The sequence below is a fragment of the Stenotrophomonas sp. VV52 genome, assembly GCF_002893095.1.
Taxonomy (GTDB): domain Bacteria; phylum Pseudomonadota; class Gammaproteobacteria; order Xanthomonadales; family Xanthomonadaceae; genus Stenotrophomonas; species Stenotrophomonas aracearum.
The window spans coordinates 36,865-54,243 of sequence record NZ_PKQQ01000016.1; the positions used below are offsets into that span (position 1 = coordinate 36,865).

The following is a 17,379-nucleotide window of genomic DNA, read 5'->3' on the forward strand; positions in this document are numbered from 1 at the left end:
ATACGGGATCTGGCCGCCATGAGCGCCAGGGACGCTCATGGTGGCCAAAAGAGCGTCGGGTCAACCCGCGCGGGCGAGTTCCTCAGCCAAGAAGGGGGCGGTACGGCTTCTCTTCACGCGAGCGACCTGTTTTGGAGTTCCTGCCGCCACGATCTGCCCGCCCGCATCACCGGCACCTGGACCCACGTCGATTACCCAATCCGCCTGAGCAACGGCACGCATGTCGTGCTCAATCATGACCACCGTATTGCCGGCATCAACGAGCCGCTGGAGCTGCACAAGCAGCCTATCCGCGTCCGAGGCATGGAGGCCCGTAGTGGGTTCATCCAGGACATACAGTGTCCGCCCGCGCTGGCTTCGTTGAAGCTCTGTGGCCAGCTTGATGCGCTGCGCTTCACCACCCGATAGCTCGGTAGCCGGCTGGCCCAGTCGAAGGTATCCAAGGCCAATCTCCTTCAGCAACTGAAGTGGGCGAGCGATCGCGTCCTCATCGCCAAAGAATTCACGTGCATCCTCGACAGTCATCCGCAGAACGTCTGCAATGTTCTTACCGTTCCAAAGCACCTTCAGCGTAGCTTCGTTGTATCGCGCACCGTGGCACGTTGGGCACGGTGCATAGACGCTAGGCATAAACAGCAGCTCGACGCTCACGAACCCCTCCCCTTCGCACGTCTCACAACGTCCCTTGGCCACGTTGAAGGAGAATCGACCTGCGTCGTAACGTCGACGCCGCGCATCTGGTGTTGCGGCAAACAGCTTTCGAACATGATCGAAAAGGCCGGTGTAAGTCGCGAGATTCGATCGCGGCGTCCGTCCGATTGGCTTCTGATCAACCTGGACGAGACGCTGAATAGCATCGACATCTCCGCCGAGGTGTCCCCCTGTCGTCTCGATGACGGTTGGCCCGTCTGCTGCCCCCGTTTCCACCGCGTCGTCTTCAGGCTCGTGTCCAAGTTGAAGCATCATCAGCTCCGGCAACGCTTGGGCGACGAGGCTGGACTTGCCCGATCCCGAAATCCCGGTCACCGCGGTGAGGATGCCCAGAGGTATCTTCGCATCAATGCGCTTCAGGTTGTGACGCTGGATGCCCTGAAGTTCCAGCCAACCACTCGCTTGACGCTCTTGGCCACTAGGGGGCGGGACCTTGTCAAAGAGGTACAACGCGGTACGTGACTCGTCGATGTCACGAAGACCATCCGGCTCTCCGCTGTAGAGCACTTTGCCGCCCCGCTCTCCCGCCTCAGGCCCAACATCCACCAACCACTGGGCACGGCGCATCAGCTCCAGATCGTGCTCCACAACAAATACGGAATTACCACCGTCGCGGAGGCGGTCCAAGGCGTCATAGAGAGCCTGGCTGTCGGAGGGATGAAGACCTGCCGACGGCTCGTCCAACACGTACACCACGCCAAAGAGCAGCGAGCTCAACTGCGTGGCGAGTCTCAATCGCTGCAGCTCGCCAGCGGACAATGTCGGCGTAGCGCGATCCAAAGTTAGATAGCCAAGCCCAAGGCCACGCAACTGACTGATTCGGCTCATCACTCCACTAGCGAGGCGCTGCGCGGCCAGGCGCTTCTCCTCCGACAGCGCTGAGGTGCGGCGGACGTCAGGAGACACCGCGTGGACCGCCCGCCCACTGGCCGCCCTATCGGCGCGATCACGACGGGTGGCTTCCTTGTTCGCCTTGCCCCCGCCAGCATGAGCACTGAAGTCTCCTTGAGAAATGGGCTCGAGCAGGGAAGCCAGTTGGTCAAGAGGCATCTGCATGAATTGACCAATGTCCACACCCGCAAATGTCACTGACAGCGACTCTGCCTTAAGGCGCTTGCCATGGCAGGTGGGACAAAGCTTACCCTCCATGTATCGCGATACGCGGCGCCTCATCAGGGCACTTTGCGTGTTAGCAAACGTGTGCAGGACATACCTACGGGCGCCAGTGAAGGTTCCCATGTAGCTCGGCTCAGTTTTACGCTTCAGGGCCGCACGCGTCTCCGCCGGCGTGAACCCAGCATAGACCGGCACAGTGGGCGACTCCTCGGTAAACAGAATCCAATCGCGGTCTTTCTTGGGAAGGTCCTTCCAAGGCCTATCAATGTCGTAGCCCAGCGTCACCAGAATGTCGCGAAGGTTCTGCCCGTGCCATGCAGGTGGCCACGAAGCAATGGCACGCTCACGGATGCTCAGCTTTGGATCCGGCACCATGAGGGCCTCTGTCACCTCGTACACATGGCCAAGGCCATGGCAGGTCGCGCATGCGCCCTGGGGAGTATTGGGTGAGAAGTCCTCGGCATAAAGCATAGGCTGATCAGCCGGATATGCTCCCGCGCGGGAATACATCATACGAATGAGGCTGGATAGCGTGGTGACGCTACCCACCGAAGATCGCGCATTGCTGGCACCACGCTGCTGCTGCAGCGCTACTGCCGGCGGGAGTCCATCGATGGAGTCAACATCAGGGACGCCTGCCTGATCGATTAGGCGTCGAGCATAGGGAGCAACGGACTCAAAGTACCTCCTTTGAGCTTCCGCATAGATTGTCCCGAATGCAAGAGATGACTTCCCGGAACCGGATACACCGGAAAAGACGACCAGTGCGTTGCGAGGAATTGAGACATCAACGTCTCTAAGGTTGTTCTCACGCGCACCGCGCACCTCTACAAGGCCGCTTGCTGCGACACTGCAGGAAGCTTCACCGAATGTGGCGTTTGGCATGTGCATGTCTCTGTAGGTTGTAGACGTTAAGTTCAGCTGGATCACTGGCCCGAAGAGGGATCGGCTTCGGTTTGCGATGCCTCTTCATCCAAGGCTCGCTGCCATGCCTGTCTCTCAGCCAAGGCGCGCTCAGCTCCCCGATCAGTGGGCCGATACCAGTTCGGCCTCTCCACACCCTCCGGCAGGTACGTCTGTCCAGCTGCGTAGCCGTCTGGCTCATGATGCGCGTAGCGATATGCTTGTCGATACCCCATCTGCCTCATAAGCTTCGCTGGAGCATTCCGAAGATGCATGGGAACTGGTAATGATCCGTGCTCCTTGACGAAGGCCCTTGCTAGATCCCAAGCCGCATAGGACGCATTCGACTTGGGGGAGAGCGCCAGATAGGTCGCAGCCTGGGCCAAGACAATTTCACCTTCAGGAGAGCCAAGTCGCTCATACGCCTGCGCAGCGTGGATGGCCAAGTGCAGAGCGCCCGGATCAGCATTTCCGATATCTTCGCTTGCCATAACAATCATTCGACGTGTGACCTGGCTCACGTCCCCGCCCCCATCCAGAATGCGCGCTAGCCAGTAGAGGGAGGCGTCGGGATCAGAGCCACGCAGTGATTTGTGAAACGCGGAGAGCTGCCAATAGAACTCGTCCCCGCCCTTATCGAATCGACGCAGTGACGGGCTGGTGGAGCGCTTGGCAAACTCAAGATCCACCTCTTCCACCCGCTTCTCAGAGGCCGCAGTTGAGACCTGCTCGAGAAGATTCAGGAATCTGCGGCCATCACCATCAGCGAAGCCCTTCAGCAGCTGCAATGCGGGATCGGAGAGGTCAACGCCTCGCAAGTGAGGTCTGGCGCGTTCGTAGAGCTTCTCAAGATCTGCGTCAGACAGAGGCTCAAGTGTGTACACCTGCGCGCGCGAAAGCAGCGCCGAGTTAACGGCCAGTCCTGGATGCTCTGTGGTGCCGCCCACCAGCGTGAGTAGCCCTGATTCAACGTGAGGTAGCAGCGCATCCTGCTGGGCCTTGTTGAACCGGTGAATTTCGTCGACGAAAAGTACCGTGGAGCGACCGCGGACGTCGAGTTCGGCCCGCGCATCATCAATGGCCTGCCTGATGTCCTTTACCCCGGCGAGTACGGCGGAGATCGCAATGAAGTGACTGTCAGTCACCATCGCTGCGAGGCGCCCCAGGGTGGTCTTACCGACGCCCGGGGGCCCCCACATGATGAAGGAGTGCAGACTTCTTGCTTCAAAGGCAAGACGCAAAGGCTTCCCCGGCCCCAGCAGGTGTTGCTGCCCAACGAACTCGTCGAGAGACTTCGGTCGTAGCAGTTCGGCCAGTGGTGCCCTTGGTTTCGCTGTGAATAGATCTGCCAAGGTGTTCTCCTTCGGGAAGTCAGTTGCGAGTGTGCATTCAGAGCGTCTTGGCCCCTATTTCAGCTTCCCATCCAATGAGCCGCTTGTGGCATTGCTTGCTTTTTCACGGAGGATGATGCGAGCCCCTCTGTATCCAACGCTGTGATTCCATACCCAGCTCATTGCGACGCTCAGGCGATTTCGCACTCCGATAAGGAAGTAGATGTGAGCGAGCTTCCAGATCCACCATGCGATTCCTCCGCTCAGCTTTAGCTTCCCCATATCGATTACTGCAAGGCTGCGTCCAATCGTGGCGAGGTTGCCCTGGTGCCGGTACTTGAATGCAGCGGTCCTCCGCGCCCCTGTTATCAGCCCTTCAATCTGGCCCGCGACGTACTTGCCTTGCTGCTTGGCCGCCGGCGCGATTCCAGGAACGGTCTTTCCGTCCGCAGTGGCTGATGAAGCAGTGTCCCCGATCACGAAAATGTTGGGGGAACCAGGCACCGTTAGATCAGGGCCGACGATTGCGCGCCCCGCCCGATCTGATTCGGTGTCGAGCCAACGTGCGGCTGGAGACGCCTGAACTCCCGCTGCCCAGACGATTGTGGATGCCGCCAGCTTCTTGCCATTGAGCATCACCCCATCAGAGGCGCACTCGGTGACAGGGGCCCCCAACAAAACGGATACCCCAAGCTTCTCGAGGGCGCGCCTCGTGTACTCGGAGAGCTTTTCAGGAAAGACGGGGAGCAGCCGCGGACCCGCCTCAATGAGAAATACCCGGGTTTTGCTGGGATCAACTGACCGAAAGTCATCCTGCAGCGTGCCACGCGCCAGCTCCGCGATGGTTCCGGCAAGCTCGACACCTGTAGGCCCACCACCAATGATCACAAAGGTTTGAAGGGCCTCTCGAACCTCGGGATCATTGCAGAGCTCCGCTTGCTCGAACGCGCTCAAGATCCTGCCTCGAATGGTTGTTGCATCCTCCAGGCTCTTCAGGCCTGGAGCGTACTTCGACCATTCGTCATGCCCAAAGTAGGCATGTGTTGCTCCCGTAGCGAGCACAAGGGTGTCGTAAGGGTATCGAGTGCCGTCCTGAAGGATCACTTGGCGGGCAGCTTTATCCACACCCTCGACCTCCGCCATGAGGGTTCTGACCTCCGGGCGGTCACGGAACAGATAGCGGATCGGCCATGCGATCTCCGACGGTGACAGTGACGCACCAGCCACCTGGTAGAGCAGCGGCTGGAACAAGTGATAGTTCCGCCGGTCAATGATTGTTACATCGACATCCACTCCTTCAAGGTGCGTGGCGGCCTCCAGTCCGCCGAAGCCCGCCCCAACGATCACAACTTGATGACGATTTCTGGAGGTCTTGATCACGGCAGCACTCCTTGGTTAGGTGTTCAGCGCCGATGCGTGGTGCTTGAGATGATCGGCAATGAAGCTGGAGATGAAGTAGTAGCTATGGTCGTAACCATCGCGAAGGTTCAGCGAAAGCGGATGATTCACCTTGGCGCATGCATCTTGAAGCAGTTCGGGGCGGAGCTGATTCTGCAAGAAATCATCGCTGAGCCCTTGATCCACGAGCAGGGGCAGGCGCTCCTTTGCATCTGCAATCAGCTCCACGGCGTCATACTGCCGCCACTGCTCCTGATCTCCCCCCAAGTAGGCCGAAAACGCCTTCTGGCCCCAAGGAGCCTGGGTGGGTGCCACGATCGGAGAGAAGGCGGATACGCTGCGATAGCGACCTGGATTTCGCAAAGCGATGACCAAGGCACCGTGGCCGCCCATTGAGTGGCCGCTAATTGAGCGAGCCTGGCTAACAGGGAAGTTCTTCTCAACGAGAGCAGGCAGCTCACTTACAACGTAGTCATACATGCGGTAGTGGTCGGACCACGGTGCCTCGGTGGCATTGACGTAGAACCCCGCACCTTGGCCGAGATCGTAAGCTGGATCATCCGCGACGGACTCTCCGCGCGGACTTGTATCCGGAGCAACGATGGCAATGCCATGCTCAGCAGCGAGCTGCTGCACTGCAGACTTGGTGATGAAGTTCTGCTCTGTGCACGTCAGGCCAGAGAGCCAGTAGAGAACAGGTACCGGGCCGCTGGACGCCTGCGGAGGGAGATAGACTCCAAACTTCATGGTGCAACCAAGGCTGGATGATTCATGCTGGTAGACGTCCTGCCATCCACCGAAGCTTGCGTGACGCTCAATGCGTTCCATTGTTCTTTCCTCTGAGTTGAATTTGATAGGCCATCTATCGCGAATCGAATGTGGCCTTAAGCGAGGCTTTAGGCCTTGTCCTCGACTGCCGAGTCACCGTGTGCATGCCTGATCCTTCGGACAATCCACCAAATCAGCAGCAATACAGCGGGAACCAAGATCGCAGTGACGGTTGCTGCGATGTCATGCGTCCCAGGCAAACCCTTGAGCAGGTATGCGAGAAGACTCACGACGTAGTACGAGATGGCGGCCACCGACAAACCTTCCACCGTCTGCTGCAGGCGCAGCTGAACCTTCGCCCGTTCATTCATGGACGCCAGTAGGTCGCGGTTCTGCCGCTCGAGCTCAACATCAATCCACGACCGGAGGAGCGAGATCGAGCGCGTCAACTTGTCTGAGAGCTTCCCCTGTCGCTCCTTCACTGACTGGCAAGTTCGCATGGCCGGTGCAATCCTTCGATACAAGAAGTCCGCCCAGGTGCTATAGCCGGCAACTTGATCCTCCGCCAACGCATCCAGTCGCTCTTCAACAATTTCGTAGTAAGCCCGACTTGCACCAAACCTATAGAGATTTGCCGCGGCGTCCGCCTCCAACTCTGCAGCCAGGCTGGTCAAATCCGAGAGGAGCACGTCACTGTCACGACGTCCGCCGGAGGCCCTGCGCATCTCTTCAGTAATTGCAGCCAGACGCGCCTCCATGCGACGAAGATTCGACGTCATGGAACGAGTCAGCGGTAGCGCTAGGAGGGCAAGCGTTCGGTATGTCTCGACCTCGAGCAGTCGTTGCGCCAGCGCTCCTGCCCGCGCCGGAGTCAGGTCGCGATCAAGGATGAGCATGTGGGTTAGCCCTTCCTCGTCTTGACGGAAGTCGGTCACAATGGCCGCGGCACCGTTCTCAACCAGCGAGTAGCAGCGGCTGACGGGATCAAAGCAATCTATTTCCTTCTCCGCCTCCGCGGTCCAAGGCAAAAGCCTGACGCTAACAGCCGAGATCACGGGTCCTGGCGGCTTGAATCCCTGTCTAAACGGGTTGTCCCCACAAGGCTCACCTGTTTCTGAGCTCAGTGGTGCGCTCCAGAGGTAGGAAGAGAACTCAGTGTGCTTCTCGCAGTGCAGATCACCCTCATTCCACGTAAGCGCGTGATGAGGTGTGGTGTGATCCTCGACTGCAGCCCCCATACGACCTGAAAGATCGTCGATCGCGGCACGATCTCGACTCATGTCCCCTTCTGTCATGAAGGAGAGCTGGAGAAGGCTTCGCGGAGACTGGGTGAGAAGGTGCGGTCGCGCATGGACTTCCTCAACGGCGGCGCGGCGGTCCGCGTGCGCCGGCATCCCATATACGTAGCCTTCTGCTGGCGTGCCTGCAGCTTGGCTCAGGCCGGATGGGTCATTCATACATAGCCTCAAGAATGGATGATCTTCTAAACACCGCTCACGGGAGGTCTATCACTTGCTTGTGCGATAGCTCAGCGAAAGGTCGTGTGGTGGAGCCGGCTCTGGTGTAGGGCGGTAGTGGGAACCACAACAAGCTGGGAGGACAGCACCGCATAGATCGCAGGCCCTTGCTCTCCCACCTTCCAGCCAGGCGCGGACCGCATGGGAGTCGCAACGAGGCTGGAAGCTCACTTCAAAGGGCCTCCCATGACTCAGTCAGATGCCGAAGGCAACGATGCCGACAGAGATTGCCCGCTCCAAGAAATACAGACAGGCGCAACTCGACTGACATCATCCAGCATGCCTTGGAGCCTCCTGGAAAGGCCTCAACGTCCTAGTCGTGACGCCCTAACCCACGAAGGGGTTAGGAATGGCGGGTTCTACTTGGAAATGAAGTAGTTCGGACACCCATAGATTGCCTCCTCTACTTAGTACTAGCGCCATCAAGCAATGTCGCGAACTGACTAACGGAGATAGGAGCGGACAATAGAGATGGTCTCGTCAATCGACTTCCTTTGAGAGTCGGTGTGGGTGTCGCTATGCGGGAACTCTTCACGCAGATAGCTCTCCAGAACCGTCGCCATCAAACCATTGACCGCCCCGCGCACAGCAGCAAGCTGCTGAAGTACTGCAGCACATTCCGCCCCGCTCTCCAGAGCCTGCTCCAATGCAGCCACCTGTCCGCTGATCCGACGTACGCGGGTAAGGGCCTGCTTTTTCTCCCGAGGGCTGTGAGGCATTGCGCACCTGTCCGTATCACATGAGGGAACGATACTATACTCCCCGATAGTATGCAAGCTAGCAATCTGCGAGGGTCTTTAACTCCGTCAACTGAGTCTGCGCCTGATTTCGAGCCGCCGCCAGAGGCCAGTGACAGACCCCTCCCGCCCCACCCCCACACCACAAAAGGCGGGCTCCTGTAGGAGCCACGCCCCACCACTCGAAAGAGTGGTTACATGTAGATGAATTGGCGGTATAGCTTGTCTAGCTCCAGCCTGACGAACTCGATCTCCTCCTCGTCCCCGGCATCAGAGAGCTCCAGAAGCTGTCGCTCCTTTGATGTAATTCGATCACAGAGGTCTTTTAGGTTGGCGCAGAACTCCGCTGAATGGGCTTGCGACCGGTCAGGTCGAGCCTCTGTTGATCCCAACATTCCGCGAGACGTTGACGGGGTGATGCCGAACTCCTCATTGAACGCGATCTGATGCTGTCGCCTGTCATCAGTCTCAGAAATGGCCTGCCGCATCGCACTAGTGATCGTATCGGCATACATGATCGCCTTACCGCGCGAGTTTCTTGCGGCTCGTCCAATCATCTGAATGAGGGCCTGGCTCGACCGAAGGAAGCCCGCCTGGTCCGCATCAACGATAGCGACCAGAGAGGCCTCAGGAATATCGAGCCCCTCTCTCAGCAGGCTGATACCCACTAGCACATCGAACTCGCCGGCCCTCAGCCCATTGATGATCTCAACTCGATCCTCTGCCTTGATATCCGAGTGCATGTACTTCGCACGCACCCCTTGATCCTCGAGGAACTCGCACAGCTCCTCAGCAGACACCTTTGTCAGCGTGGTCACCAAGACCCTGTCGCCCTCTCGTACACAACGGGCGATCTCTGACAGAAGATCGTGCCTGTAGCCCTCCCTCGGCCTCACCTCTACCAGCGGATCGAGCAAGCCAGTGGGCCTGATGAGCTGGTCAATCAATCTTCCCTTGGATCTCCCAATCTCATAGGCGCCAGGCGTAGCCGAAACGAAGATCGTCTGGGGCTTGATGGCTTCAAACTCAGAGAAGCTAAGCGGTCTGTTGTTCATCGCCGAAGGTAGACGGAACCCGTACTCGATTAGAGTATCCTTCCTGCTCTGATCGCTCCTGAACATCGCCTCGATCTGAGGAACCATGACGTGCGACTCATCAACAAATAGCAGGCCATCCTTCGGGAGGTAGTCCATGAGTGTCGTCGGCCTAGCTCCTGAAGGCTTCGAGTTCAGGTAACTGGAGTAGTTCTCCATGCCAGAGCAATATCCCAGCTCCCTCATCATCTCCACGTCGTTCGTGATCTTCTCGTAAAGCCTATTTGCCTCAACGATTCGACCAGATGCGTTGAGCTCCGTCACCCTGGCCTCCAAATCCTTGAGGATGGCCTTCGTAGCCTCATTGATTTCTGTTTTGGGGCTTGCGAAGAGTGTCTTTGGAGAAACGAGGTAGCGCGTCTCATCGCCAAGCTTCTTCCCTGTAACCGCATCAATCCAGGTGAGCGACTGCACTCTCCCCTCGTCCGTGAGCTCTACTCTAATTGCCTTGTACTCAGAGTCGGCGGGAAAAATATCGACCACATCGCCAGACACACGGAACGTGCCACGCTTCAGGGTCCGCTCAGTCCTGTCGTACTGAAGCGATGCAAGCCGACGCAGGAAGTCCCTCTGATCCAGTTCGATTCCAAGCGCAAGCTCAACCTGCAGATCCCGGTAGCTCTGTGGGTCTCCCAGTCCATAGATTGAGGACACCGAAGCGACAACAATCACGTCTCTACGCTCAATCAGAGACTTCGTAGTCGATAGTCGAAGCCTCTCAAGGTGATCATTGATGGCTGAGTCTTTCTGGATGTAACGATCGCTACCTGGGATATAGACCTCTGGCTGGAAGAAGTCGTAGTAGGAAACGAAATACTCCACGGCGTTCTCGGGGAACAGCGCCTTCATCTCCCCGTAGAGCTGAGCAGTCAACGTCTTGTTTGGCGCAAGAATGAGCGTGGGTCGCTTCAGCCGATGGATCACATTGGCCATCGTGAAGGTCTTCCCTGACCCTGTAATTCCCTTCAAGGTCTGATGTGTTGCTCCCTCCTCGATGCCAGCAATTAGCCTGGCAATCGCTTCGGGTTGATCCCCGGCCGGCGTATGATCCGAATGCATTACGAACATATCTGTTGACATCACTTACGCTCCTACTGGCTCATTCTTGATCGTTAGAGGAACTATTCCCGTCTCACAGACTCCATCCCATATGTGCGAGCGGAACCAAGGGGGCTGTACGAATGCTATCTTTGGGCGAGTTCCTTTCAGGTGAGCCTGGCAACCCATGCCTGACTAGCGCTAGGGCGTGAGCTGGCATGTCGTTACATGCCGGAGCGGCCTCAGAAGTGCACCCGCCGCCCTCCGCTCACGCCTCACTCCTCCCTACCTGGCTGCTGTACCGACTCCTGATCGACCGCAGTCAGAGCCAGCGTTGACATTAGCTCTGTCTCGATCGTCCTCTGCATTGAGTAGATCGGGAGCGCGTTCGGCGCGGAACTGAATGGCTCCTCCAGCTGACGGCCCAGCGCATCGAGACCAAAAAACGTGTACGCCACAATGAGCACCGGTAAAAAGGTCCACCACCCCAATGTTCCTGCCAGCGCAAAAGGAAGTGTTGTGCAGAATACGATCGCAGTCCGGTGAAGCAGCAGCGAATACGAGAATGGAATCGGAGTATTGAGTATCCTCTCGCACCCCCCCTGGATACGAGCCAAGTTGGCAAGCTGCTTATCCATCACCGAGTACTGAATCGAGTCGATCCTTCCCTCATGAGCCAGATGGGCAAGCTTCAAGCCAATGCCCTGGAGCACAGCGTCCGTCGGATTCGGGCCTTGTGATGCCTTGCCAATATCCCACCAAGGTGCGATCGCATGGGCTTCGTCGGCCCGGCGCAGTCGAGAATAGAGGCCAGCACTGAAGCCACACAGGCCTCGCAGGATCTGTGCTCGGCTGTTTGGATCCAGCAGGGACGTCTGCCTGGCTATTGAGCGACACGCTATGACCAGGTCACCCCAAAGGTGCCTCGCCTCCCACCATCTGGAGTAGCAAGCGTTGTTTCGAAAGCTCATGAATACGGAAAGTGCGATACCAATGAGCGTGAACGGAACGGCACTGAAGCGAGCAAAGATTCCTGGATGCTCCGTTGATGCGAGCACCGCTCCTGCGGTCACAATGCTAATCAGTAGTAGATGCAATGCGATCCTGGGCAGGATGGTACCCCTGACGGCAAACGCAACGTCCCACAACGTCGGCTGCCTTCGCATTCTCGTTTCAACATCTGGGAGACGGTGTGTCATGCCAACCTCTGATTCATTGATCGACTGCTGGCGTCGATACGCCTAGGCAACAAATTCCTTCCACTTGAGTTCGAAATGCGAATGACATCACGCCGTTCGCATGACACTGCTACAGCAGGTCTAAAGCAGTTCATCGTCGGCAGCCTCGGGCATCCATAGTTCAATGACCGTCCCTGTCAGGCCGGTTCTCACTACCGACAGGCTGCCACCGTGGCGGTTGGCAAGCATCTGACTGATGGAAAGACCCAGCCCAGTACCTTGACGATGTTTGGTCGTAAAGAATGGCTCAAAAATTCGGACCAGAATGTCCTGAGGAATGCCGCTTCCAGTATCTGAGACTCGCAAAGCGACGCCAGGGTGACCATGAACGTCGTCAACGTCCAACGTCGCCAATCCCAGCGTTCCGCCCTTCTGCATGACATAGATTGCATTGATCAGGAGGTTCACAAGAATTTGCTGCAGCTCGCCCCGATTGCCCGTTACGAGCCGTGTGGACAGGAAGTTCTTCTCTATCTTCACGGGATGGCGCTTGATGAGGTGTTGAATCAGGGGCAGCGTCTCCAACATCAGCGTGGCAGGCTCTAACAGCTCACTATGACCGGAGTACTCACTGGGCTTGGAGAACTGCAGCAACTTGGAAACAATGGTGCTGATACGCCCAATTTGATCCTCAATGAGGTCAATCTCTTCTCCAAACCCTTGACCCTCGGGCTCCCTGATCGAGTCACGCAGAAGCTCGAGGTTCCCCTGCATGACGGCAAGCGGATTGTTGATCTCGTGCGCTATTCCTGCTGCGATCTCGCCAATTGTTGCCAGCTTCTCAGTGACAATCAGGTGCTGGGTCGTCTCTTCCAACCGTCTATTGGCTAGTGCGAGACCAGCAGTTCGCTCCTCTACCCTGGAATTGAGCTCCTCGTTCCAGGCGACCAGCTGCCGTTCCTTCTCTTCCAGCTGACAGAGCAGCTGGTCCAAGTGCGAAGCGACACGTCCGATTTCATCATTGGATGCCCCTGCTCCGGAGCGAGCACTGCGGTCGCCCGCCTTGACCCGTCCAATTGCCTGATCCATCCGCTCAAGTGGCTTGAACACGCCGCGAGCGATGTACAGAAAAAGGGGTACGGTGATGACTGCAACAAGGAGGCAACCGAACACGATCGCTCCGATGGAATTTCGACGGGCGGTGGTGAATGGCTCCTCCAGAAAGCCCACGAAGAGCATACCAATAGGTACGCCCCGGCCATTGAGAATGGGCATATAGCCGGCAATGTACCAATCATTGACTACGTAGGCTCTCGCCTGCCAGGTCTTTCCCTGGCCCAGCACGGCCTCGGCCACTTCAGAAGACACCCGTGTCCCCGACGCTGGGTTCCCTCCCGCCAACAACGCGTTGGTGCTGATGCGGGTATCACCAAGGAAGATGGAGGCTATCCCTGTTGCGCCAGTACGCAGGGCCTTATCTCGGTAGACAAGATCAGTGATCTGCTTGATGAACTCGGTGTTGTGGTTCAGCAGAGTACCCGCAATCAAGACGCCAACCTGATTGTTTGGAAGTGCAACCGGCGTTGCAGCTTGAATCATTAGGCCCCGCTTCTCACTCTGGGCCGAATCGACAGGATTCCTTGCGTTATGCGGACGAATGACCTCGGCCCGTGCGGCGAGCTTTGGGGAGATCTCCATCAGATCGTCCCGGCTTACCACCCCCACCTCCACGCTGGACGCTCCCTTCAGGGCCTTTTCGATGACTGACCAGTCCAAGTCAAGCTCAGCTGGCGAGGCCGGCTCACTACTAGCCAACAAGCGACCGTTTGAATCCAACAGTGCGATGAAGTCTAGTGAACCACCTTGGGCTTTCGACGCTAGTAGGCTGCCAAGCTCTGCATTCTTGTTGACCCCCTGGCTAATGACGCCATGGAAGCTCTGCGAATCAGCAATCGCAGCCAGCGTCGCGCGGTCGTTGACGAGCAGCTGGTTCATGTACTGTCCCGCAACTTTCAGGTCCCCGCCAACCTTCGAGGCGAGCAGTCGGTCGAAGCGCAAATCCCATTGGTAGATGAGTCCGCCGACGATAGCCGGCAGGATCACAAACATTGGAAGGATCGCGATTAGAAGCAGGCGGAAGCGAACTGAGCGCGCTCGGTTCATTGCAGATTCCTAGGCTGATACATTCCAACTGGAGCACTTACGATCAATCGTCTTTCGCGATATGCCCAAGATCGTGGCCGCTCTTTCGCGATCTCCGCCAGTCTCACGAAGCACTGCAAGGATGTGCCTGCGCTCGACCTCCGAGAGCAGCCGGCTTCGTGGGTCAGAGAGTGACTCCAACCGCTCAAGCTGAGTCGGAAAGTGTCCGAGTATCAGGCTACGCTCAACGTAGTTGTGAAGCTCGCGGACGTTCCCGGGCCACGAGTAGCTCTGAAGATATGCCCGGATCCTTTCGTCGATCGGAATCGGTTGAAGGCCAAGCTGCAGCCCCAGCTCACGCATGAAGCCCGCCGCCAGCTCCAACACATCAGCGCCGCGGTCATGAAGGCGAGGAAGCGACACCTCGAGAACGTTGATGCGATAGTAGAGATCCGACCGGAATGTTCCATTCTTCACTTCCGCAACCAAATTCTTGTTGGTTGAGAAGATGAATCTGACATCGATCGGAATCTCCCGATCTGCGCCAACTGGTCGTATCCGTCTATCTTCAAGCATCCTTAGCAGCTTTCCTTGGAGAGCCAAGGGAAGATCAGCGACTTCGTCAAACAGCAATGTTCCGCCTTCTGCATAGGCGACCAGTCCTTGGCGAGACGAGTTCGCTCCACTGAACGTTCCTTTGAGACTCCCGAACAGTTCAACGTCAATCAACTCGCTGGGAACAGCTGCACAATTTATTGGAATGAAAGGATGAGATGCCCGTGCGGACAACGCGTGCAGCGATCTTGCGGCAACCTCCTTTCCAGAGCCGGATTCTCCAGTGAACAGCACGCTACTGGGCAGTGGTGCGACCTTCGCGATCAGATCCTTGGTGGCCTGAATCGCACGCGAGCTACCTGTGAGCCTGTCTCGAAGCGCAGCTGGTGCACCGGAGCCATGTAGCTCGTGACGGAGAATGGCATTCTCCCGCCGTAGGCGACCGCGTTCCAGGCAGCGCGATATAGCGGCCAGCAACTGATTGGTTCTGAAAGGCTTGAGAAGAAAATCAGCCGCTCCCGCGCGGATAGCGCCGATAGCGGAATCCAAGTCTGCGTACGCAGTAATCAGAATGAAGTCGGCCAAGACCCCTCCCCTGCGCTGGTCCTCCAGCCACGCGATGCCACTCTTCCCTGGCAACACGTTGTCCACAATCACGATGTCAAAGTGGCGCTCCGTCAGATGCTGCTCCGCTTCAATGGTGTCAGCTGCAGCTTCCACAACTTTGCATCGCGGTCGCAAGGCACGAACCAAGAAGCTACGCATGCCAGGTTCGTCGTCAACGATCAGTATCGATGAGCGCGCAAGGTCCGGCCATGCAAGATCGCCGTTTGCGCGCTCTTCGGAAGATTGGTTGGCGCTCTTTGGCGTCATGTTTCCCTCAGTACAATTGAAGCGTGGCTAGTTCCGTCGATTCGTGTTCGAGTTCATTTCGATCTTTCGACCGCTAGATGACGGGTGACATATCGAACAAAACACCCCCTCTCACGACGTAGGACGTTGTGCACCAAAGGCCAGTCTGAGACGTTCAATGCTGTCGACCTCAGTCATATGCCAATCCGGAACTCTTGCCCTACGAGCCTAGTATCGACCTCTTGGTGGCCAAACGGACCGGGGGCTCCTCGCCATATTGCCCAGAGCGCCAATGGCCTCCGTGCCCCTCCAAGCCCCTCGGCGGTCGGTCGCCACGGGAGGCTGGAGAAGTCTCGCTCCCTTCGAGCGGATCATTACGCCAATTCGGCCATATGGGAAGCGCTGGGTGCGCGTTGTCCCCGCCTCGGCCGGAGCCACGCAGCGCGGCCAAGCGCGGGCGAGTCGATCCGCCTTGCAAGAAGGTCCAGGCCCTACCGCTCGCCTACCGGCATAGAGATGCCTATGCACCAGGGTCGTCTCCCATTTGCGCGGCTCGCGGGCAGATGTATCGTGGCTTTGGACTCTCTGAGTCTCCGACTGACTGATGGTTGCTCTTCCCCTCAAGACCCGGGCTTGTTGGGGAGCCGACTAAGGATGGTAGAAGGCGGGGCTGACGGGTCGGCCTCTGACGCGAGCCGGGAGGAGAGATCAGTCGCCCATTTTCGATGCAGGCGATCTGGCCCCCAAATATCTCAATGTCGTTGGGATCATGGCTGATCAGCAGCAGTGGAATACCGGCCCCGTCCAGCACGGCCTCCAGCTCCTGCCGCAAGTGCTGGCGAAGATCCTGGTCCAGCGCGGAGAACGGTTCATCCAGCAGCAGCGCCTGCGGCTGCGTCACCAAGGCGCGTGCCAAGGCGGTACGCTGGCGCTGGCCGCCGGACACCTGCGAGGGCAGCAGATCACCCACCGTATCGATGCGGAATGCGTGCAACCACTGCTCCACCGCATCGAAGCGCTGGCCGACCCGCGGATTCAACCAGCCCTTCTGCAGACCGAACGCCACGTTCTGGCGCACGCTCAGGTGTGGGAACAGCGCGTAATCCTGGAACACGTAGCCCAGCCGGCGGTGCTGCGGCGGCAGATCCACACCGGTGGCCGCATCGAACAGGGTCTGCCCCTGTAGGCGCACATGACCCTGGCCCGGCCTCAGCAGCCCGGCCACCGCCTTCAGGGTCAGGCTCTTGCCCGCGCCCGAGGGCCCGAACAGCACCACCTGCCGCTGCGTGCACTGCAGCGACACGTCCAATACGAAATCCTGGCCGGCCGCCTGCAGGCGACGCTGCACCTGCAGGTCAAGCCACATCACGCAGCTCCCGGCGACGTCCGCCCACCAGCCGCGCGGCCAGCAGCAGGATCACGATGCACACCACCGAGGTCAGGATCACCAGCGCATTGGCCTTGCCGTCCTGGCCGGCCTGCACCGCTTCGTAGATGGCGATCGACAGCGTCTGCGTGCGGCCGGGAATGCTGCCCGCCACCATCAGCGTCGCGCCGAACTCGCCCATCGCGCGTGCAAACGCCAGCAGCAGGCCGGCGAGGATGCCGCGCCACGCCAGCGGCAGCGTGATGCGGAAGAACACCGCTGCTTCGGACACACCGAGCGTGCGTGCGGCCTGCTCCAACTGTCCATCCACTTCCTCGAACGCCGCGCGTGCCGGCTTGAACACCAGCGGCAGCGAGGCCACCGCCGCAGCGATCACCGCCGCCTGCCAGGTGAACACCAGGTTGATGCCGAACCACGACTGCAGCCACGCGCCGATCGGGCCGTTGCGGCCGATCAGCACCAGCAGGTAATACCCCAGCACGGTCGGCGGCAGCACCATCGGCAGGGTCAGCAGCGAATCCAGCAGCTCACGGCCAGGAAATCGCCGACGTGCCAGCAGCGCGCCCAGTGCCACGCCCAGCACCAGATTGATCGCGGTGGCCCAGCCGGCCACCTTCAGCGACAACCACAGTGCGCTCCAGTCGAGATCCAT

11 protein-coding genes and 1 pseudogene are annotated in these 17,379 nt (G+C 58.4%); all 12 read right to left on the reverse strand.

Features of this window, described 5'->3' with window-relative positions; translation table 11 throughout:
• Positions 1-60: 60 nt before the first annotated feature.
• Entirely contained in the window at positions 61-2,712 is a 2,652-nt protein-coding gene (locus C2U58_RS18720; RefSeq protein ID WP_026070507.1) for an excinuclease ABC subunit UvrA, read from the reverse strand.
• A 41-nt stretch (positions 2,713-2,753) separates the two neighbouring features.
• Positions 2,754-4,082: a replication-associated recombination protein A gene (locus C2U58_RS18725; protein WP_005413341.1), complete on the reverse strand. Its 1,329-nt coding sequence runs from the start codon at positions 4,080-4,082 to the stop codon at positions 2,754-2,756.
• 54 nt (positions 4,083-4,136) lie between these two features.
• The gene (locus tag C2U58_RS18730; RefSeq protein ID WP_026070508.1) at positions 4,137-5,441 is read right to left on the reverse strand and encodes an NAD(P)/FAD-dependent oxidoreductase; all 1,305 of its coding nucleotides are present in this window, start codon (positions 5,439-5,441) and stop codon (positions 4,137-4,139) included.
• 15 nt (positions 5,442-5,456) lie between these two features.
• Entirely contained in the window at positions 5,457-6,287 is an 831-nt protein-coding gene (gene fghA / locus C2U58_RS18735) for an S-formylglutathione hydrolase (RefSeq protein ID WP_017354482.1), read from the reverse strand.
• A gap of 68 nt (positions 6,288-6,355) precedes the next feature.
• Complete coding sequence (locus C2U58_RS18740; protein WP_026070509.1) at positions 6,356-7,684, reverse strand: DUF3422 family protein; 1,329 nt, start codon at positions 7,682-7,684, stop codon at positions 6,356-6,358.
• Positions 7,685-8,187: 503 nt separating this feature from the next.
• On the reverse strand, positions 8,188-8,463 hold the full coding sequence (gene frmR, locus C2U58_RS18745) for a formaldehyde-responsive transcriptional repressor FrmR (RefSeq protein ID WP_017354484.1): 276 nt from the start codon (positions 8,461-8,463) through the stop codon (positions 8,188-8,190).
• Between the two features lie 212 nt (positions 8,464-8,675).
• On the reverse strand, positions 8,676-10,655 hold the full coding sequence (gene uvrB / locus C2U58_RS18750; protein ID WP_017354485.1) for an excinuclease ABC subunit UvrB: 1,980 nt from the start codon (positions 10,653-10,655) through the stop codon (positions 8,676-8,678).
• A 233-nt stretch (positions 10,656-10,888) separates the two neighbouring features.
• Entirely contained in the window at positions 10,889-11,812 is a 924-nt protein-coding gene (locus C2U58_RS18755; RefSeq protein WP_227832955.1) for a bestrophin family protein, read from the reverse strand.
• A 120-nt stretch (positions 11,813-11,932) separates the two neighbouring features.
• Complete coding sequence (locus tag C2U58_RS18760) at positions 11,933-13,954, reverse strand: cache domain-containing protein (protein ID WP_017354487.1); 2,022 nt, start codon at positions 13,952-13,954, stop codon at positions 11,933-11,935.
• A 9-nt stretch (positions 13,955-13,963) separates the two neighbouring features.
• A complete protein-coding gene (locus C2U58_RS18765; RefSeq protein ID WP_026070510.1) occupies positions 13,964-15,361 on the reverse strand; it encodes a sigma-54 dependent transcriptional regulator in 1,398 nt (465 codons plus the stop codon).
• Positions 15,362-16,046: 685 nt separating this feature from the next.
• Positions 16,047-16,706: pseudogene (locus C2U58_RS18770) on the reverse strand (ATP-binding cassette domain-containing protein); the annotation flags it as partial.
• On the reverse strand, positions 16,696-17,379 hold the full coding sequence (modB, locus tag C2U58_RS18775) for a molybdate ABC transporter permease subunit (RefSeq protein ID WP_005413347.1): 684 nt from the start codon (positions 17,377-17,379) through the stop codon (positions 16,696-16,698). The pseudogene C2U58_RS18770 and the gene modB, both read right to left, overlap by 11 nt.

Bases quoted from the DNA above. Each gene is read 5' to 3' on its own strand.
- C2U58_RS18740 (WP_026070509.1), bottom strand. From the start codon at position 7,684: ATGAATGACCCATCCGGCCTGAGCCAAGCTGCAGGCACGCCAGCAGAA.
- modB (WP_005413347.1), bottom strand. From the start codon at position 17,379: ATGGATCTCGACTGGAGCGCACTGTGGTTGTCGCTGAAGGTGGCCGGC.
- uvrB (WP_017354485.1), bottom strand. From the start codon at position 10,655: ATGTCAACAGATATGTTCGTAATGCATTCGGATCATACGCCGGCCGGG.
- fghA (WP_017354482.1), bottom strand. From the start codon at position 6,287: ATGGAACGCATTGAGCGTCACGCAAGCTTCGGTGGATGGCAGGACGTC.
- C2U58_RS18760 (WP_017354487.1), bottom strand. From the start codon at position 13,954: ATGAACCGAGCGCGCTCAGTTCGCTTCCGCCTGCTTCTAATCGCGATC.
- frmR (WP_017354484.1), bottom strand. From the start codon at position 8,463: ATGCCTCACAGCCCTCGGGAGAAAAAGCAGGCCCTTACCCGCGTACGT.
- C2U58_RS18755 (WP_227832955.1), bottom strand. From the start codon at position 11,812: ATGACACACCGTCTCCCAGATGTTGAAACGAGAATGCGAAGGCAGCCG.
- C2U58_RS18765 (WP_026070510.1), bottom strand. From the start codon at position 15,361: ATGACGCCAAAGAGCGCCAACCAATCTTCCGAAGAGCGCGCAAACGGC.
- C2U58_RS18720 (WP_026070507.1), bottom strand. From the start codon at position 2,712: ATGCCAAACGCCACATTCGGTGAAGCTTCCTGCAGTGTCGCAGCAAGC.